Raw genomic sequence first — 19,491 nt, forward strand, 5'->3', positions numbered from 1 at the left:
ATATTAATATTATATTTAAGACGAAAATATTTTTTAAAATTGGCTAAATAAAAAAAATAATGAACTGCTTCGATAAACGTAACAATTCATTATTTTTTCTAATAAGTATTAAAGAAACTTATATGGATCTTTAGACACCTTAGATATTACAAAATCAACATCGTCTAATTTTAACTTATTTTTCAAACCTTCACTTACAGTAATTAAAGTCTGCCATTCTGATTCAAAATGACCTATGTCAATTATACACATGCCCATTTCCTTATAATCAGATACATAATGGTATGTAGTATCCCCTGTTATCACACAATCGGCACCTAAATCTCTTGCCTTTTCAAAAAAATCTTGCCCACTACCATTTATAATTGCTATTTTTTTTATTTTATTATGCAATTCTCCTACATACCTTAAATTTTCTATATTTAAACTGCTTTTTATTTTATTTATAAGTAATTCTAAACTTAACTCTTCATTTATATTTATAATTCTACCTATTCCTGAGTTTTCATAATTCTTACTTTTTGAAGGTTCTATTAATTCTCCTGATTTAAATCCTAATAATCTTACTATTGTATCATTTAAACCATTTTCAACAGAATCCCAATTTGTATGTGCTGAATATAAATTTATATCATTTTTGATAAGTTCTATTATCTTTTTTCCTAATAAGGTATCTGTAGTAATTGTAGAAGGCTTCCTAAACAATAAAGGATGATGAGTTAATATAAGATCAGCACCTATATTTTTAGCTTCATCTATAACCTCTAATGTACAATCTAGCGCAATTAAAACTTTATTAATGTCGGATTCTTTATCTCCTACCATAAGTCCAACATTATCAAAACTCTCTTTTAGCTCTACAGGAGCTATTTGCTCCATTACTGTTATTATTTGCTTCAGTTTCACTAAATCATCTCCTTAAGCTTCTCTATATTATTAATTAAAGCCTGTTTTCTAATGTTTGCTGATTCTGAATCCTCTTTTATATATTTAAGTATATTTTCATACTTCTCTATCTTACTATTTATATAAGAATTTATAAGCTGATGATTTTTTTCCCTTAATATTGGACTTATTTCATAATCTATTTTATCTTCAAAGTTTATTCCTAAAGCATCTTTATTATATTTTACTTTGAATAATTCATAGTATTTATTATCCTCTAAAATAAGATCTTCATCTACTATATCAAAATTACTATTATATAAAAATTTTCTTAAGACTTCTGGATTTTGAGCTGGTTGAAGTATTAAGAAATCATATAACTTAACTTTCTCTATATCTTGAAGTAATATATCTCTTGTTAAATTTCCTCCCATTCCAGCTATTATAACTGCATTGACCTCACCTTTTTTTACAGTACTAAGTCCCCCACCTAGCCTACATTCTATTTTTTTATTCAATCCTTCAAATGCTATGTTAAGTTTAGCCTTCTCTATAGGGCCCTTATTTATATCAGACGCTATAGCCTTGTTACATACTCCTGCTTTTACTAATTCTATAGGAACATATCCATGATCTGTTCCTACATCTATTAGAACATTACATTTATCAACTTGATTTACTATGCTTTTTAATCTTATGCTTAATTCCATTTTTTTCTCCACTTTCTAAACTAAGGCATATAAAAGAAAATAATATACCTAAATATAATATCCTAGTATTTGTAATTGTATTATAAAAAAACTTAATGTTAATATTAATGAAATATAAATATATTTATATGCTGAACGCCTATCATATCTTGCGCAAAAGTATGCTGCGTAATACATACAAAATAATACAACCATATTTAAAGCACCATAAGTCATTTGTTTAAATGCAAACTGCTTTCCTGTACCATATAATATAGGTGTAAAATTAGAATTAAAAGCCAAAGGCATTACCCCTGGAAGTTTGTTCATTAAATATAAAACGAATGGGTTTAATGTCATAACAATTACAACCAAACTTACTATTATAAAAGGAATGAAAAAAGTTTTTTGTTTAAATAAATCTACATTTTTATTTTTTTTAACCTCAAATTCTTTTATTTCTATACCTTTACTAATAAAAACTTCTTCTATACTTCTAATATCTTTTGGTGATATTCCATAACTCATCTCTTCAGTATGAATGTACATAATCTGTTTACTTGCTGTTACAAACATATGACTTATCCCTACTTTTTCAACGACACATCTTCCAAAACAATAATTAAGTCTTCCAAAACCTGAAAGCCTAAATCCATGTATATTTCCATCTTGAATCAAATATCCATCTATTTCATTGAATTTTATTATGTTTTTCTTAAATCCCCATAATCCATTTATCTCTATAGCTTCATCTGTTAAAATATATTTTAAAGATCTATCTAGCAATATATAATATATACAATATATTGAAAATGCAATTACTAGTGTTATTATAACTCTTGTTTCAATATAAGCATCTATAAATTTTGTAAGTATAAATACTAATCCATTTGCAATTATAATATAAAATAATAACTCTAAAATAGCTAATCCCTTATTAGGCTTATACACTACCTTCATTCAACTTCACCTCCAATATATTATAACATTTCTTTTTTTATAAATCCATTCTACTTTTACCATATTAAAAAAGTTGCTTTGAATAAACTCTCCTATTTACATGGTTAAATAAGAGTAGCCTAAAATTCATATACTTTATACTTATACTTTTATAGATAAGGAAATAGCACCTATAATATAGGTGCTAATCTAAATAATCCTTTAATTTTTTACTTCTACTTGGGTGTCTTAATTTTCTTAATGCCTTAGCTTCAATTTGTCTAATTCTTTCTCTAGTAACGTTAAATTCCTTACCAACTTCTTCTAGTGTCCTAGCTCTACCATCATCTAGACCAAATCTCAATCTTAATACTTTTTCTTCTCTTGGAGTTAAAGTATCTAACACATTAATAAGTTGTTCTTTAAGCATTGTAAATGCTGCAGCTTCTGCTGGAGCTGGAGCATCATCATCAGGGATGAAATCTCCAAGATGAGAATCTTCCTCTTCTCCTATAGGAGTTTCTAAAGAAACTGGTTCTTGAGCAATTTTAAGTATTTCTCTAACTTTATCTACTGGCATATCCATATGTTTTGAAAGTTCTTCTGGTGATGGATCTCTTCCAAGTTCTTGTAATAATTGTCTTTGAACCCTTATTAGCTTATTAATTGTTTCTACCATATGAACAGGTATTCTAATAGTTCTTGCTTGGTCTGCAATAGCTCTAGTTATCGCCTGTCTAATCCACCATGTAGCATAAGTTGAGAATTTATAACCCTTTCTATAATCAAACTTTTCAACAGCCTTTATAAGTCCAAGATTTCCTTCTTGTATTAAGTCTAAGAAAAGCATACCTCTTCCTACATATCTTTTTGCTATTGAAACAACTAATCTAAGGTTAGCTTCTGCTAATTTTTTCTTAGCATATTGCTCTCCATCCTCTATTCTCTTTGCTAAACTTATTTCTTCTTCTGAAGATAATAATGGAACTTTTCCTATTTCCTTTAAATACATTCTTACAGGGTCATCTATTGCTATTCCCTCTGGTATTGTAAGGTCTAGTTCTTCTTCAACAGCTTCATTATCGGCAATATCACCTATTACCTCTATTCCCATAGATTCAAGAACCTCATAAATTTTTTCAATTTGTTCTGGGTTTAAATCTATTTCATCTAATTCATCCATTATTTCTTTATAAGTTAATGTACCATTTTTCTTACCTTTTTCAATAAGTTTTTTAACAATGGTCATTTTGGCGTTTTTATCTTTAACATCTACCTTAGCCGCTTCTTCCTTACCAGCTTTAGTTTTAGTAGTTTTTTCATTCATTTTATTGCCTCCTTCCGCCATATCCAAGCACTATCCCCTTTCTAATCTTTTGAGTTTTGCATCTATATCTTTTGCCTCTTTTACAAGTTTTAAAGATTCCTCAAATTCACCTTTAGACTCACAAAACTTTAACTTACTTAAAATATTTTTTTTGATTTTTTCTAGTTTATATTTTTTAATTTTATTTATATAATCTAATATTAGCACATCTATTGAAAGTTCTCCTTTAACCACTGACAGTTCTTTGATTTCTATCCATTCCTTAAATGTGCCAGGATCTTGTATCTTTAATTCTACAGACTTAATATTAAATCTTGAATTTTCTTCTGACACTAATTTGTCTACTATGGAATATATCTCCTTATGTTCTCTCATAATCAAATCATCTAAAGATATATGTTCTTTTATATATGCAAAATTTTCTTCATTAAGCATTAATTTTAATATACTTCTTTCAGCTTTAAGATATGCTGGCTCTACATATAATTTTGTTCCATTTTCTTCCTTATTATTCATATTATTCGAATCTTTATTATTTATTATCATTTTTCTACTTAGTAAGTCATAAAAAGCCTGTTCTCTTATTCCAGTTTCCTCTGCAATTTTTTTCAAATAAACATCTTTTTCAATAGGATTAAGTTGTGCTAATATTTCTGTTACTCTATCTCCATACTTTATTAGCATTTCATTATTTGAAAAATCTATTCCTTCCTTAGCTTTATTAAGCCTATAATCAATCAATGGTACAGCCGTATTTATTAATTTTAAAAAGGCTTCCTTTCCATTACTTCTTATAAACTCATCTGGATCTTTACCTTGAGGAACAGTAAGCACCCTAACTTCTAATCCAGCATTGGTTAAAATTTCAAGTCCCCTTAATGTTGCAATTTGTCCTGCTAAATCGGCATCATAAGAAATAACAACTCTATCTGCGTACCTTTTTATAAGTCTTGCTTGATTAATAGTTAATGCAGTACCTAAAGACGCAACTACGTTTGTTATTCCATACTGATGAAGAGAAATACAATCCATATATCCCTCAACCACAACAAGACATCTATCTTGTATATTGCTTTTTATCGCAAAATTAAGTCCATATAAGTTAGTTCCTTTTTGAAAGACTAAAGTTTCAGGCGAATTTAAATATTTAGGTTTAGAGTCATCTAAAACTCTTCCTCCAAAGCCAATAACTTTCCCTCTCAAATCAAAAACAGGAAACATAACCCTATTTCTAAATCTATCATATATTGACCCTTTTTCACTTTTTATAGCAAGACCTGCCTCTTGTATAATATCATCTCTATACCCTTTTTTTCTTAAATAGTTTAATAATCCATGCCAATTATCTAAAGAATATCCTAACCCAAATTTTTTTAAAGTTCCTTCGGTTATCCCTCTTCTTAAAAAGTATTCCTTTGCTACTTTATTTTTATAAAGATTTGCAAAGAAAAATCTAGCAACTTCAACATTTAGATTATAAAATATCTCTCTCTTTTTAGATATTGGATTTTTCTTGTTACCATCTAATTCTAAAGGTATATTGGCCCTATCAGCTAAATACTTAGCTGAATCTATAAAAGGAAGATTCTTCGTTTTCATAACAAAAGTTATAACATTTCCAGCTTCTCCACAACCAAAACACTTATATATCTGTTTATCTTGTGACACACTAAATGAAGGTGATTTTTCATTATGAAATGGGCAAAGCCCCCAAAAATTTCTACCTGACTTTTTAAGTCTTAAAGAATCAGATATGACATCCACTATATCATTTTGTTCTTTTATCTTTTCAAGAATATCTTCTGGAATTTGCAATGAAAATTCACACCTTACTTTTATTAATTTCGACGAGTTATATTATATTCGACATAAAACACTAGATTCCTTCTTATTTTTAATTTTTTTAAAATTTTATTTTGTTCTACAAAGTTTATTTTGTTTTATTTAGCCTTAAATTATTCCTATTATATTAATAAATAACAAATTTAGGCACGTATATTTTATTAAACTCATTTATACAATAATCATCACTCATACCTGCTATATAGTCTACTACTCCTCTAGACAGGCCCTCTTTTTCAACTATTTCTTTATACATTTCAGGAAGCTTATGTGGATTTTGCAAATAATATTCCAAAACATGATTTAATATAAACTTTGCTTTTTTTCTTTCCTCTTTTAATTGCTCTCCTAAATACACATATGAAAACATAAATTTTCTAAGTTCATTTAAGGCTTCTCCAACTTCATAGCTTAATGACACCCTAATATTTTCACTATTTAGATTTTTAATCGTACTCTTAACACAATCCTTAACTAAAGTATCTATTCTTAAAGAATTTGTGTTTCCAAGAACTTTTATTACCTCTTTTGGTAATTCATCCTCATGTAAAAGTCCAGCTCTTATCGAATCATCTATATCATGATTTACGTAGGCAATTTTATCACTGTACATTACTACTTGCCCCTCTAATGTTTTAGATTTGGGCATATCTTGTGAAAAACCACTATGACTTAAAATACCATCTATAACCTCATCTGTCAAATTAAGACCTTTTCCTCCATTTTCGAGTTTTTTAACAACTCTAACACTTTGTTCATTATGTTTAAATCCATCTGGTAGAAAACCCTGCAATACTTCCTCACCCATATGTGCAAAAGCTACGTGGCCTAAATCATGTCCTAAAGATATAGCTTCAACTAAATATTCATTAAGTCCTATTCCTATACTTATAGTTCTAGCAACCTGTGACACCTCTAACGTATGCGTAAGTCTAGTTCTATAGTGATCTGATGATGTTTTTATAAACACTTGTGTTTTATGTTTTAATCTCCTAAAAGACTTACTGTGAATTATTCTATCTCTGTCAACCATATAACAAGTTCTTATCTCATCCTGTTCTTCTGCAGAAACCCTGCCTCTTGTTTTTTGAGAAAAAGCTGCATATTTTGACAAATTACGTTTTTCTAATTCTTCAATTTTTTCTCTTATATTCACAATACTCATCTCCTAATTATATTATTCTATATATATTCTTAAAATCCTCTTATTTAACTTTATTAATTATAATTTGCATTTTAGAACAAAGTATTACTACTTTGTGTAACAGTTCTCAAAAAAGCTATTTTCTATAACTTTTCTTACTCTTTCGACAATATTTAAAAATTTGTATAAATCCACTTCAATCTTATATATAACGGAATTATCAAATAAATATACCAAACAAAGTATATTGTTATAATATTTGTAATATGCTTATAATATACAATACTCAAATTTTAAGGAGGTTATATTCTTGAATAACACAGAAATTGAAAAGTCTACAAATGATATTTATCACTTTAAAGATATCATAGCAAATAACATTCTTCCATTTTATAATCTTCAAAATGCCTCCATAGAAGAGATTAAATTCAAAAACACTGAAAAACAACGTGCTGTATATAAAGTCACTAATGGAAATAATATTTTTTGCTTAAAAAAAGTTTATTATAACGAAGCTGATTTGCTTTTTGTGTATTCTGCTATGGAATGGCTTTATAGAAATGGTATTTTTGTACCACGATTATTGCCCACTATAGATAATAATCGTTTTGTTCTTTATGATGGTATGATTTTTATTTTGAGTCATTGGATTAATGGTGAAAAATGTGATTTTGATAACATTTCCAACGTCATAGATTCTAGTTATAATCTTGGACTTATGCATAAGGTATCTAAAAATTTCAAACCTATTTTTGGTAGTAATATAAAATCAGGATATGATAATATATACATGTCCCACTCAAAGCATATGCAACGTCTATTGGATTCTGCAAACTCTGCATATTTTAACAAAGATAAATTTTCAAAGTTATTCTTATCTGATTTTGATAAAAACCTTAAACTTGCTAAATTTTCTACTGAACTAGCTTCCTCAATAAACTTTGATAAATTATCTAGATCTCTTTGCCATGGAGACTATGTCAATAAAAATATATTATTTGAAGATGAAAAGGTTTGGGTTATTGATTTCGATAAGTGTTCTTATAACTATTCAGCTTATGATATTTCTTATTTTTTAAGAAGACTCTTAAAGAGAAATAACACTAAATGGGATGTTACTCTAGCTTTAAACGTACTAGAATCTTATTCTAAAGAAAACAAATTAAATCAAGATGATATAAAATATGTATTAGTATATCTATCTTTTCCACAAAAATTTTGGAGATTATCAAAGGATTATTATAATAACATTTCAAAATGTAATAAATTTTCTTTTTATACTATGCTAAAAAACACTACACTTAAAACAGATTCTCAAATAGAATTTATAAATACTCTTACAGATTCTCTAAAAATAATTCCTAGTTTAAAGATATAAAAAAACACTTATTCATTATCATTCATAGAACTACTTTATGGAGTAAGTTTATATTAGCCAATTAAAATTTAAATATTTACTTAAAGGAAACTCCTTCTCATGTTCATTCGAATGAGTAAGTTCGCATTAGCCAAATCTAAGATTTGGATGCTTACTTAAAAAGAACCTACCAAAATATTTTGGTAGGTTCTCAAATTTAATTATCTCTTATTGTTAACTTGTGCTTGAGCAGCTGCAAGTCTTGCAACTGGAACTCTGAATGGTGAACAACTTACATAATTTAATCCTAAGTTGTGACAGAATTCAACTGATGATGGATCTCCACCATGCTCTCCACAGATACCAAGTTTAATATTTGGTCTTACTGATTTACCTTTTTGACAAGCAATTTCCATAAGTTGACCTACACCTGTTTGATCTAACTTAGCAAATGGATCTTGTTCGTAGATCTTCTTGTCATAGTAATCTTTTAAGAACTTAGCAGCATCATCTCTTGAGAATCCAAATGTCATTTGAGTTAAGTCATTTGTACCAAATGAGAAGAACTCTGCTTCTTTAGCTATTGCATCAGCTGTTAATGCAGCTCTTGGAATTTCTATCATTGTACCTACATGATATTCTAATTCTACACCTTTTTCTTCCATTACTTTCTTAGCAGTCTCAACAACTATATCTTTAACGTATTTCAATTCTTTTATTTCACCAACAAGAGGTATCATAATTTCTGGAACTATGTTATATCCCTTGTTCTTTTTAACTTCTACAGCAGCCTCTATTACAGCTCTTGTTTGCATTTCAGCTATCTCTGGGTAAGATACAGCTAAACGACATCCTCTATGACCCATCATTGGATTAAATTCATGTAATCCCTCTATTGTAGCTTTTAATTCTTCAAAGCTTAATCCCATTTCCTTTGCAAGTTCTCTTATATCATCTTCAGCTGTTGGTAAGAACTCATGTAGTGGTGGATCTAGGAATCTTATAGTAGCTGGTCTTTCTTCTAGAGCTTCATAAATTCCTATAAAGTCTGCTCTTTGCATTGGAAGTAATTTTTCTAGAGCTTTCTTTCTTTGTTCTACAGTCTTAGCAACTATCATCTCTCTAACTGCTGCTATTCTATCTTCAGCAAAGAACATATGCTCTGTTCTACATAGACCTATACCTTCTGCTCCAAATTCAACTGCTTGCTTAGCATCCCTTGGAGTATCAGCATTAGTTCTAACTTTTAATTTTCTTATGTCATCTGCCCATCCCATGAATGTAGCAAAATGTCCTGTAATTTCTGGTGCAACAGTTTTAATTTGTTCAGCATAAACATTTCCTGTTGAACCTTCTATTGATATATAATCATTAGAAGTCAATACTGTTCCATTAACTTCCAATGTCTTATTAGCCTCATTAACTTTTAAATCTCCACAACCAGCTACACAGCAAGTTCCCATACCTCTAGCAACAACAGCAGCATGAGAAGTCATACCACCTCTTACTGTTAATATACCCTTAGCAGCAACCATACCTTCTATATCTTCTGGTGAAGTTTCAAGTCTAACTAAAACTACAGATTCTCCATTTTCAGCTCTTTCCTTAGCTTCTTCAGCAGTAAACGCTATTTTACCACAAGCAGCTCCTGGTGATGCTGGAAGTCCTTTAGCTACTGGTTTAGCAGCTTTAAGTCCTGCTGCATCAAATGCTGGATGTAATAGTGAATCTAGTTGTCTTGGATCAACTTTTAAAATAGCTTCTTCTTTAGTTAACATTCCTGATTCAACTAAATCAACAGCTATTTTTAAAGCAGCTGGTGCTGTTCTCTTACCATTTCTTGTTTGAAGGAAGTATAATGTACCTTCTTCAATAGTAAATTCCATATCTTGCATATCTCTATAATGATTTTCTAATGTATTTACTATCTTTTCAAATTGGTCATAAATAGCTGGGTTTTGTTCTTTTAATTGAGCTATTGGTTGAGGTGTTCTAATACCAGCAACAACGTCTTCACCTTGTGCATTCATTAAATATTCACCATATATATGATTTTCTCCATTTGCAGGATTTCTTGAGAATGCAACTCCTGTTCCTGAAGTTTCTCCCTTATTACCAAATACCATTTCTTGAACATTAACAGCAGTTCCCCAAGAACCTGGTATATCATTTAATCTTCTATAAACTATAGCTCTTGGATTATCCCATGATCTAAATACTGCTGTAATTGCTTCTATAAGTTGAATTTTAGGATCTGATGGGAAGTCTTCTCCCTTTTCCTTTTTATATAAAGCCTTGAATTCTACAACTAATTCTTTTAAGTCTTCAGCACTTAAATCAGTATCGAATTTAGCTCCTTTTCTTTCCTTCATTTGATCTAAAAGATCTTCATATAATCTCTTTTCTACACCCATTACAACATCAGAGAACATTTGAATAAATCTTCTATATGAATCATAAGCAAACCTTGGATTATTTGTAAGTTTTGCCATAGCTTCTACAGCTTCATCGTTTAAACCTAAGTTAAGTATTGTATCCATCATACCTGGCATTGATGCTCTTGCTCCAGATCTTACTGAAACAAGTAATGGTTTTTCTAATGAACCAAATTGTTTTCCAGTTATTCTTTCTAATTCTACTATACTAGTATTTATCTGATCTATAACTTCTTTGGCTATCACTCTACCATCATCATAGTATTTATTACAAGCCTCAGTAGTAACTGTAAAACCTTGTGGAACTGGTATTCCAAGTGTGGTCATTTCAGCTAAGTTAGCCCCTTTACCTCCCAACAAATTTTTCATTGACGCATTACCTTCACTAAAAAGGTAAACATACTTGTTATTAGCCATCTCAATACTCCTCCGTTCAATACTATATTTATTATTATTATTTTTATATTCTAACGAAGCAAACGCCTCGGTAGTTGCTATTGACCTTTTCCTAACTTAACAAATAACTTTGTTATATTAGTTTTTGAAACTTTACCCATAATTTTAAAATGTTCTTTTCCATCCATTCCCACAGATTTTTCCACAACCGGTATGGAATCTATTTCATGACTTATTATTTTTTCTGCCACATCATATACACTATCTTCTTGCGATACACAAACTATATTAGGCATTCTAGTCATTATTACACCAATTGGAACTTTATGTATATCAGTTCCTCCTATAGCTATTTTAAGAAAATCCTTTCTTGAAACAGCTCCTGTTAAAATCCCATTATTCTCTACAAATAATGTACCAACATCATTTAAGAATAAAAAAACAATTGCATCGTATACCATAGTTTCTTCATTTACAGTAACTGGTTTAGACATTATATCCTTTACCCTTATTTTAGATATATAGTCGTATACCAAACTGGTTGAAGGTTTTTCTGAATAAATATATCCCACCTTTGGCCTTGCATCTAAGACTCCTATCATAGTAAGTATTGCTAGATCTGGTCTAAGTGCAGCCCTGGTTACCCCTAACTTTGAAGCTAACGCTTCTGATGTTACCGGCTGTCCTTCTTTAACTAACCTAACTATTTCTTGTTGTCTTGGTGTTAATTTCAATTTAATGTACCCTCTCTTTCATTATTTAGGAGAGGAACATTCGTAGGTTTCAGATTTAAGTATACGTTTTACATAATTTATTATATCATGTTATTAAAGTTTGACTATATTAAATTTTCTGAAAAATCGCTCAAATTTAACGAATATTCCTCAATTACTATTTATTTTTTCCTCTTTATGCTAATTATCTACGTTTTCCTTACTTTTCATTTTCATCATCAAATTTAACAGTATAACTATAAATTGTTTCATCTTCCTTAGGTATTTTATTTGATGATTTTGAATTAAATTTGATATCTTTTTTTATTTCTGAAAATTTATCTTTAACATCATAAGCTACATTTACAGCCTTAGATTTTAAATCACTTGCAGTTTCCTTTACAGCTTTATTAATTACTTCAACAGACCCATCTTCTTTTGTTACTTCTATAGTTAAATCAACTATAACAGCTGTTGCAACTACTCCTACAGCTAAAAATGGCGATAGTAACGTAACTATCACTCCTGCCGCTATACCAGCATTTACAGGTATATCAACAAGAACTCTACCTTCTCTTTTTATTTTTATTCTTTGGATATTCCCTTGCTTTATAAGATCATTTAACCAAACTTTGAATTCCTCTATAGTTTCATATTTATTTGAGAAATTTGATTCTTGTGTTTCCGAATTCTCTTCATGATTTTTTCCAGTCTTAGAACTCTCAATATAAATTATGGCTTCTAAAACATCTCCATTATTAAGCTCTAATGCCTTTTTCGCTTCTGCATAGCTTACATTTGTTCTTTCTATAACCTTATCAACCTTTTCTAAAGTTATTTCGCTCACTAAAAATCACTCCTTTATAAAATTTAACATTTCTAAGCTTTTTGGTTTTTTTGAATAACTAGATGATATGATAAAAGATGTAACTTTAAACATTTCATCCTTTATTTCCTTTGATACATTTACTCTATATACTTTATCCATAGGCGTATTATTTATAAACCTTAATGTATTATAGGTTCCTTTAGAAACATACACCCCATGTTCTCTCTTACAAGTATCACAAACCCCTCCAAAATATGATAAGCTTATAAAGTTAGAAATGTTCATCTTTTTTTTGCAAAATACACAATTATCAAAACATAATCCATAACCTGTAGCCTTTAAAAGCTTTAATTCAAAACTTCTAATCAAAAGCTCATAATCTATAGCATCTGTATTTAATAAATAAAGACAAGTAACAAATTCCCTATACAGGTCTTTGTTACTTTCTTCATCTTGCATTGAAATATCTATTAATTCACAAAGGTAAGATGAATAAGTTAACTTTTCTAAATTATCTAATAATCCTTGAAAAGAACTTTTTATTCTTCCTTCTGATAGTGTGTAAAGATTTTTGCCCTTAAAAACTAAGTAATCTCCATAACAAAGTGGCAAAGTAATTGAAAAAAGCTTACTCTTACTCTTCTTAGCCCCTTTTGCTATCAAAGCTATTTTTCCAAAATTTTCTGTAAACAACCATACTAACTTATCATTTTCTTTATAATCCTGGGTTTTTATAACTATAGCTGATGTTTCTTTAAGTGACAGAAATCTCCTCCCCTTTCCCTATTTATTCTTTTTATAACCTAATTCTTTAAGGAAAAGTGGATTATCTCTCCACTCCTTTCTTACTTTAACCCAAGTCTTTATATTAACCTTTGCATGAAGGAATTTTTCTAATTCATATCTAGCAGTTTCACCTATACGCTTCAAAGTTTGACCATTCTTACCAATTATTATTCCTTTATGTGAATCTTTTTCACAAATGATATTTACTTCTATATTATACTTACCTTTATCATCTTGCTTCATTTGTATAACTTCTACTGCAATTCCATGTGGAACCTCTTGACTTAAATTTCTTAATGCTTTTTCTCTAACTATTTCAGAAACAACGAATCTTTCTTGAACATCTGTTATCATATCATCAGGATAATACTTAGGCCCTTCTGGCATAGATTCTATCATAAGCTCTAAAAGTTTATCAGTATTTTTCCCCTTAAGAGCTGATATCGGTATTATTTCTTTAAATTCCATTTCTTTCGAATAATTTGCTAAAGTTTGTGCTACTCTCTCATGATTGGATTCATCAACTTTATTTAAAACTAATATAACTGGAGCCTTTTGTTCTTTTAATTGTTCTAATATAAATTTATCTCCTCTTCCAATCTCTACATCCGGATTTATAAGAAATAAAACTAAATCAACATCCTTAATAGAATCTTTAGCACTATTGACCATATATTCTCCAAGTTTATGCTTTGGTTTATGTATACCCGGTGTATCAACAAACACTATCTGATAATCTTCACCAGTAAGTATTGTTTGAATATTATTTCTTGTTGTTTGTGGCTTATTAGAAACTATTGAAAGTTTTTCTCCCATCAATAAATTAAGTAACGTAGATTTACCTACATTAGGTCTTCCTACTATAGTGACAAATCCTGATTTAAACATATTTCCTCCTAATTTTCAAGATCCTTCTTAGTAAAGGATCCTGGTAATATTTCATCCAAAGTTTTTTCTAAATATTCATCCTTGTTTTTAGCCATAAATATCTTTACATTTCCATCTTCAGCAAATTCTGAAATTACCTGTCTGCATATTCCACATGGATAAGTAAAATTATTAGTATCACCAATTAATGCAATTGCCTTTAATGTTCTACAACCATTAGAAACAGCATTAAATATAGCACTTCTTTCAGCACAATTAGTAGCTCCAAAAGATGCGTTCTCTATATTACATCCTGTATATATATTGCCATCTTCAAATAAAACAGCCGCTCCTACCTTGAAGTTTGAATATGGACAATATGCCTTCTCTCTTGCTTCTATAGCCGCCTCAATTAATTTCTTCATAAATACCCTGCCTCCTACTCATATGCTTATAATTAAAATAATATTTGTGTATATAAATTATAGCACTATTTTATTAATTTACAATGTGATTTTTGTAATAAACTCCTTATTTTTAGCTAAATATTCTAAATATAAGCATAGTCACCAACGTACCAAAAAGAGCTCCAACTACAACTTCCCATACACTATGAACTTCTGAGTCAACCCTACTTTGAGCTGTTATTATAGCCATAATATAACTCAAAAGTATACATAATGGTTCTTGCGATATCAATGCAATAGCTGTGGCTAACGAAAAGGCTAGAGCACTATGACCTGAAGGCATTCCCCCTTTAAGTGGTGTACCTTCTCCAAAAATAGCTTTTGCAACTATTGTTAATAAGCATACCATAACTAAAACTATAAATATTATATAGGGATTACTGTCTTTAACTCTACCTATAACTGTATAAGTTATATTACTTAATTTATCCCAAAATATTATATACCCTACTAAGATCGCATTTATCGCAGTTACTAAAACGCCTCCCGCAGCTGCATTCTTAGCTATTTTAGCTAGCGGATGATAATAATTTGTTGTTAAATCAATAGCACTTTCTATAGCTGTATTTATAAGTTCTGCAGCTATTACCATTGTAATAGTAACTGCTAGTATCATAAATTCAATCTTACTTATATCATAAATAAAACATGCTGTAAGTACACATAATGCTATTGCAAAATGTATTCTCATATTTCTCTGAGTTCTTACAGAATGAATTATTCCATTTATAGCATAATTAAAACTATCTATAAGTTTTCTAACCTTCATAATCTTCTCCCATTTTTACTAATCTCTTTTTATATTAAGTTCATCTAAAACTTCCTCTTCTCTTTCTCTCATAACCTTTTTTTCTTCCTCATCCATATGATCATAACCTAAAAGGTGAAGAACTGAATGCACGACTAAATAACAAGCTTCTCTTAAAAATGAATGATTAAATTCCTTACTTTGTTCCATTGCCTTTTCTAAGGATAAAACAATATCCCCTAAAACAAGCTCCTCTCCATCTAAAAAGGTAGCATCAAAACTATGATTTAAGTAAACATCCTTATATACTTTATCTTTCGGAAAATCTAGCATAGGAAATGATAAAACATCTGTCTCTTTATCTATTCCCCTATTATCACTATTTATTTTTCTGATTTCTTCATTGTCTACAAAAAGTAAGGAGACTTCATACGGAACACTTACTCCTTCTTTTTTCAGTGAAAAATCTATAGCATTTTTGACTTGCTTTATAAAATCTTCATCCACTTTATACTTTTCTTGCCTATCATCTAAATATATCATCCTTAGTTACTCCTTTTTCTTATTTTCAGTTGGATACTCTATTCTTTGATGGTAAATAGCTGTTAATGCCTTCAAGAAACTTTTTCTTATAACATCTATATCCTTCAATGTTAAATCGCAGTTATCTAATTGTCCTGAATATAATTTTTCTTTTATTATATTATTTACCATTTCTTCTATTTTACCCTTTGTTGGGTCAGATATACTTCTTACTGCAGCTTCTACCGAATCTGCAAGCATTAATATACCTTCTTCTTTACTTTCAGGCTTAGGCCCTGGATAAGAATAATCTTCCTCTTTCACCTCATCTGGATTTTGCGAACTATTTTTCATAGTTAAATAAAAATACTTAACTAAAGTTGTACCATGATGTGTTGCTATAAAATTTTGTACTACTTTAGGCAAATCATATTCTTTAGCAAGTTCTAATCCATCTTTAACATGGGAAGTTATTATTAACGTACTCAAATTTGCAGTTATTTTATCATGGGGATTTTCTTTCCCAATTTGATTTTCTTTAAAGAAATATGGCCTTTTTATCTTTCCAACATCATGATAATATGCTCCAATCCTAGTAAGTACAGGATTCCCTCCAACCTTTTCTGCTGCAACCTCAGCAATATTTGCCACCATTACACTATGGTGATATGTTCCTGGTGCTTCCATAAGTATTTTTTTAAGTAATGGATGATTTGGATTTGATAACTCTAAAAGTTTAACCGTAGTAACTACATCAAAAGTTGATTCAAAAAACGGCAAAAGACCCACTGCTAAAACACCAGCTAAAGCCCCACCAACAGCAGTAAAACCTGTTTCTGTTAATATCTCCATAATGTTATTAGAAACAACCATTCCTATACAAAAAGTTAACACTGAACTTAGTGCTGCTATATATATAGCTCCATATAAAATATCATTTCTTTGTTGCATTTTTCTTAAAACAGTAGCACCAAGCATCGTATTCAATATCGCTAACAATGTTATTGTAGGATTAAAGTTAACAGCACCAGACACTAAAATCATATTAAGCATACTTAAAACTATAGATACTTTATAATTGATAAGTAAAGTAATTAATATAGGTGCACAGGCTAAAGGAATCAAAAATGGTGATATAATTGATACAGTCCTAGCTAAAATCACAGCTATAATATTTAATATTGATACCAATATTAATTTAGATAAATCTTCATAAATAGTTCTATAATACTTATGTATATATCCATACTGTAAATACATAATAAAAAGAACTAGTATAGCTAGTGCTATATAAACATATAAATCAAATCTTGATTCATTTAAAAGTCCTAATGATTTTAAAACTTCTATTTGATGTGCTGTAACTGGTTCACCTTCCTTTACTATTGTTTGATTTTTTTTAACTACAATAGGAGATAAATCCTTAGTAGCCTCTTTTATTTTTTCTTCTGTTTTTTCTTTATCATAAAACAAATTAGGTTTAATCAAACTATAAGCCATATTTTTCATCATATCTTTTGTAGCTCTATTATTCTCAGAGTTTGAAACCACATTATCTATTACGTTTCTAGCTCTTTGCAATTCTTGTTGCTTTTCTTCTTGAATAGGTGTTTCATATGCCTTTTTTAATGCATCCAACATTACAACTTCTACATCTTGAAACTGTTCTTTATTCAAAATTAATAAGATTTTATTTTCTTTTTCATCCATTTTAAATTGAGATAACTTAGAGATTTCTGCCAATTTATCTGCTTCCACTTGGCTGCCATCCCTTATAGCTGACACTTTAGTAAAAAAAGTTTTTATAGTATCCTCATTTTGTTTTTCAACATCATTTTTTAATGAATACTGTTTATCAACTTTTTCAACAACCTCCTTCTGCCTTGCTTCTGTAGCTTTTTCGTCAACCATTTCTCTAGGTGCCTTTATATCTGATTTAGGTATTTCTCCAACCTCTATATCATATTTTTTAGTTATTAAGGATGTAGCTAATGTTCCATATAAAATTACAAATGTTATTAAAAATAATAACATCACTTTAGGTTTACTAAATACATTTATATTTAAAACTTTTTCTTTCAATTGCTCACCTTCTCTTCCTCCTAAGTTAACTTAATAGTTTTACTATTTATCAACTATATCTTGTTCTACCACAAAAACAACTTTTACTCTAATCTTTCCTTCTCCTATATCTTCTACATCTATAACATTTTTAATATATTTAGCCTTCTTATCAAGAGTTTCCATAGTAGACTTATAAAGTTTATCAACAGCCTTTTTTATTTCTTCTTCTTTATTTACATTTACTTCTTTAGCTTTTTTTTCATAATAAACTATTTTGTTAACTAATTTACCTTTCTCTTCTATTTTATCATAATCTGCAAAATTTTTTACAGCCTTTTTTAGATAAATTTTTTTATTTAAAATTTGAATATAAATATCTTCCTTAGTTTCACCTGTCTTCTCATATCTTTTACCACTTACCTGAAGTTCAATCATTCTTTCATAAAAAGTATTTGCAATAACCTTACCTTCAGCGGGTGTTTGAAACTCAAACCCTTCTTTGCCTTCTATTCCTTTTATCAACACTTGTCCCTTTTTCACCACATCACCAGATTTAACTTGTGCTGTTCCTTTGGAAGTATAAACTCTTAAAACTTCCCCATCAAGCTTTGAAATCAAATCTTTATTATCACCTTTAACAATTTCTTTAGGTGGATTAACTTTTTCTTCTACTTTAATTTTTAATGTAGACCCTTCTATTCTAGCTCTAACCCACATTATTTCTGCATTTTTATTTTCTATCTTTTTCTCAAGATCATATACATTAAAGCTTTTTTTAGTTATCCCAGGCTTTATCCCAATTTCGCTTAATTCTTTTCTAAGTTCAAATGGAGGTATATTTTTATTTGTTTCTATCTCAATTGCCCATATATAATTAGATAAAACAAATATTATACCTGTAAATAAAAGAATTCCTATAATTATTCCAATCTTTCTTTTTAAACTATATATAAAAAATGCTAGTCCATCTTTTTTTATAACTTTGATTTTACAATCAATTCTTTTTGTTATATCTTTTAATTTATCATAATCATTCATTGGAATTTCCATAATTATTGTAGTTATGTTGAGTTTATTTATATTTTTGGCTCTAATCCCCTTATACCATAACATATTGATAATTTTTTCTGGTTTTTCTGTTCTTATTTCAACTGTAATATTTCCATAAGCTAACCTCTCCTTAATCCCCATGTAGCTAAGCCTCCCTATTGTAATCTACAAATTCAAATTTTCCTCCAATAGTTACTGTACTACCACCTATAAATAATATTTCAAATTCTTTGCCTTCTATAGTTATTATGCCAATCTTTGTATTAACCTTAATCCTTTCTTTATCAAAACATATTATTCCTTTGTGATTTTCTATTGTTATTTCACTATCACCTGTTATCGTTATTTTAGGTAAGTTCATAACAATATCTCTTGGTAATTCTAATTTTTCTGCCATTATACCCTTTACTTCATTAAGCTTATCCTCCATT

At 29.2% G+C, this 19,491-nt stretch carries 18 protein-coding genes; 1 reads left to right on the forward strand and 17 read right to left on the reverse strand.

The annotated features are described in order from the left end of the window. Positions 1-108 precede the first annotated feature (108 nt). The 6 genes from BUB01_RS00540 to BUB01_RS00565 form a co-directional block, all read right to left on the reverse strand. On the reverse strand, positions 109-906 hold the full coding sequence (locus tag BUB01_RS00540) for a Nif3-like dinuclear metal center hexameric protein (RefSeq protein WP_072984212.1): 798 nt from the start codon (positions 904-906) through the stop codon (positions 109-111). Beyond that, positions 906-1,595, reverse strand: a complete 690-nt coding sequence (locus BUB01_RS00545; protein WP_072984213.1) for a tRNA (adenine(22)-N(1))-methyltransferase — start codon at positions 1,593-1,595, stop codon at positions 906-908. Before BUB01_RS00545 ends, BUB01_RS00540 begins: the two co-directional genes overlap by 1 nt. 48 nt (positions 1,596-1,643) lie before the next feature. Beyond that, positions 1,644-2,534, reverse strand: a complete 891-nt coding sequence (locus BUB01_RS00550) for a PH domain-containing protein (protein WP_072984215.1) — start codon at positions 2,532-2,534, stop codon at positions 1,644-1,646. A gap of 184 nt (positions 2,535-2,718) precedes the next feature. Next, on the reverse strand, positions 2,719-3,861 hold the full coding sequence (rpoD, locus tag BUB01_RS00555; protein ID WP_423231116.1) for an RNA polymerase sigma factor RpoD: 1,143 nt from the start codon (positions 3,859-3,861) through the stop codon (positions 2,719-2,721). 9 nt (positions 3,862-3,870) lie between these two features. Beyond that, positions 3,871-5,655, reverse strand: coding sequence for a DNA primase (gene dnaG / locus BUB01_RS00560; protein WP_072984218.1), 1,785 nt, complete (start codon positions 5,653-5,655; stop codon positions 3,871-3,873). A gap of 154 nt (positions 5,656-5,809) precedes the next feature. Then, positions 5,810-6,838 carry a deoxyguanosinetriphosphate triphosphohydrolase gene (locus BUB01_RS00565; protein WP_072984220.1) on the reverse strand — a complete coding sequence of 343 codons (1,029 nt, stop codon included), beginning with the start codon at positions 6,836-6,838 and terminating at the stop codon, positions 5,810-5,812. 313 nt (positions 6,839-7,151) lie between these two features. Here BUB01_RS00565 and BUB01_RS00570 point away from each other — a divergent pair, with 313 nt between their 5' ends. Next, positions 7,152-8,204 carry a CotS family spore coat protein gene (locus BUB01_RS00570; RefSeq protein WP_072984774.1) on the forward strand — a complete coding sequence of 351 codons (1,053 nt, stop codon included), beginning with the start codon at positions 7,152-7,154 and terminating at the stop codon, positions 8,202-8,204. Between the two features lie 200 nt (positions 8,205-8,404). Here the strand turns inward: BUB01_RS00570 and ppdK are convergent, their stop codons facing one another. From ppdK to yqfC, 11 genes are all read right to left on the reverse strand, one after another. Beyond that, the gene (gene ppdK / locus BUB01_RS00575) at positions 8,405-11,035 is read right to left on the reverse strand and encodes a pyruvate, phosphate dikinase (protein ID WP_072984222.1); all 2,631 of its coding nucleotides are present in this window, start codon (positions 11,033-11,035) and stop codon (positions 8,405-8,407) included. Positions 11,036-11,112: 77 nt separating this feature from the next. After that, a complete protein-coding gene (gene ccpN / locus BUB01_RS00580; protein ID WP_072984224.1) occupies positions 11,113-11,748 on the reverse strand; it encodes a transcriptional regulator CcpN in 636 nt (211 codons plus the stop codon). A 199-nt stretch (positions 11,749-11,947) separates the two neighbouring features. Beyond that, a complete protein-coding gene (locus BUB01_RS00585; protein WP_072984226.1) occupies positions 11,948-12,574 on the reverse strand; it encodes a DUF4342 domain-containing protein in 627 nt (208 codons plus the stop codon). A 6-nt stretch (positions 12,575-12,580) separates the two neighbouring features. Then, entirely contained in the window at positions 12,581-13,321 is a 741-nt protein-coding gene (gene recO, locus BUB01_RS00590) for a DNA repair protein RecO (protein WP_072984228.1), read from the reverse strand. An 18-nt stretch (positions 13,322-13,339) separates the two neighbouring features. Then, positions 13,340-14,230 carry a GTPase Era gene (gene era, locus BUB01_RS00595; protein WP_072984230.1) on the reverse strand — a complete coding sequence of 297 codons (891 nt, stop codon included), beginning with the start codon at positions 14,228-14,230 and terminating at the stop codon, positions 13,340-13,342. An 8-nt stretch (positions 14,231-14,238) separates the two neighbouring features. Next, positions 14,239-14,634, reverse strand: a complete 396-nt coding sequence (locus BUB01_RS00600; protein ID WP_072984232.1) for a cytidine deaminase — start codon at positions 14,632-14,634, stop codon at positions 14,239-14,241. Between the two features lie 112 nt (positions 14,635-14,746). Further along, a complete protein-coding gene (locus tag BUB01_RS00605) occupies positions 14,747-15,445 on the reverse strand; it encodes a diacylglycerol kinase (RefSeq protein ID WP_072984234.1) in 699 nt (232 codons plus the stop codon). Positions 15,446-15,463: 18 nt separating this feature from the next. Beyond that, the gene (gene ybeY, locus BUB01_RS00610) at positions 15,464-15,967 is read right to left on the reverse strand and encodes an rRNA maturation RNase YbeY (RefSeq protein WP_072984236.1); all 504 of its coding nucleotides are present in this window, start codon (positions 15,965-15,967) and stop codon (positions 15,464-15,466) included. A gap of 6 nt (positions 15,968-15,973) precedes the next feature. Beyond that, complete coding sequence (locus BUB01_RS00615) at positions 15,974-17,980, reverse strand: HD family phosphohydrolase (RefSeq protein WP_072984776.1); 2,007 nt, start codon at positions 17,978-17,980, stop codon at positions 15,974-15,976. Between the two features lie 90 nt (positions 17,981-18,070). After that, complete coding sequence (yqfD, locus tag BUB01_RS00620; protein ID WP_072984238.1) at positions 18,071-19,201, reverse strand: sporulation protein YqfD; 1,131 nt, start codon at positions 19,199-19,201, stop codon at positions 18,071-18,073. Positions 19,202-19,205: 4 nt separating this feature from the next. Beyond that, a complete protein-coding gene (gene yqfC, locus BUB01_RS00625; RefSeq protein WP_072984240.1) occupies positions 19,206-19,490 on the reverse strand; it encodes a sporulation protein YqfC in 285 nt (94 codons plus the stop codon). Between the last annotated feature and the right edge of the window lies 1 nt (position 19,491).

The organism is Clostridium cavendishii DSM 21758 (assembly GCF_900141845.1).
In the GTDB taxonomy this organism is placed as follows: domain Bacteria; phylum Bacillota; class Clostridia; order Clostridiales; family Clostridiaceae; genus Clostridium_AG; species Clostridium_AG cavendishii.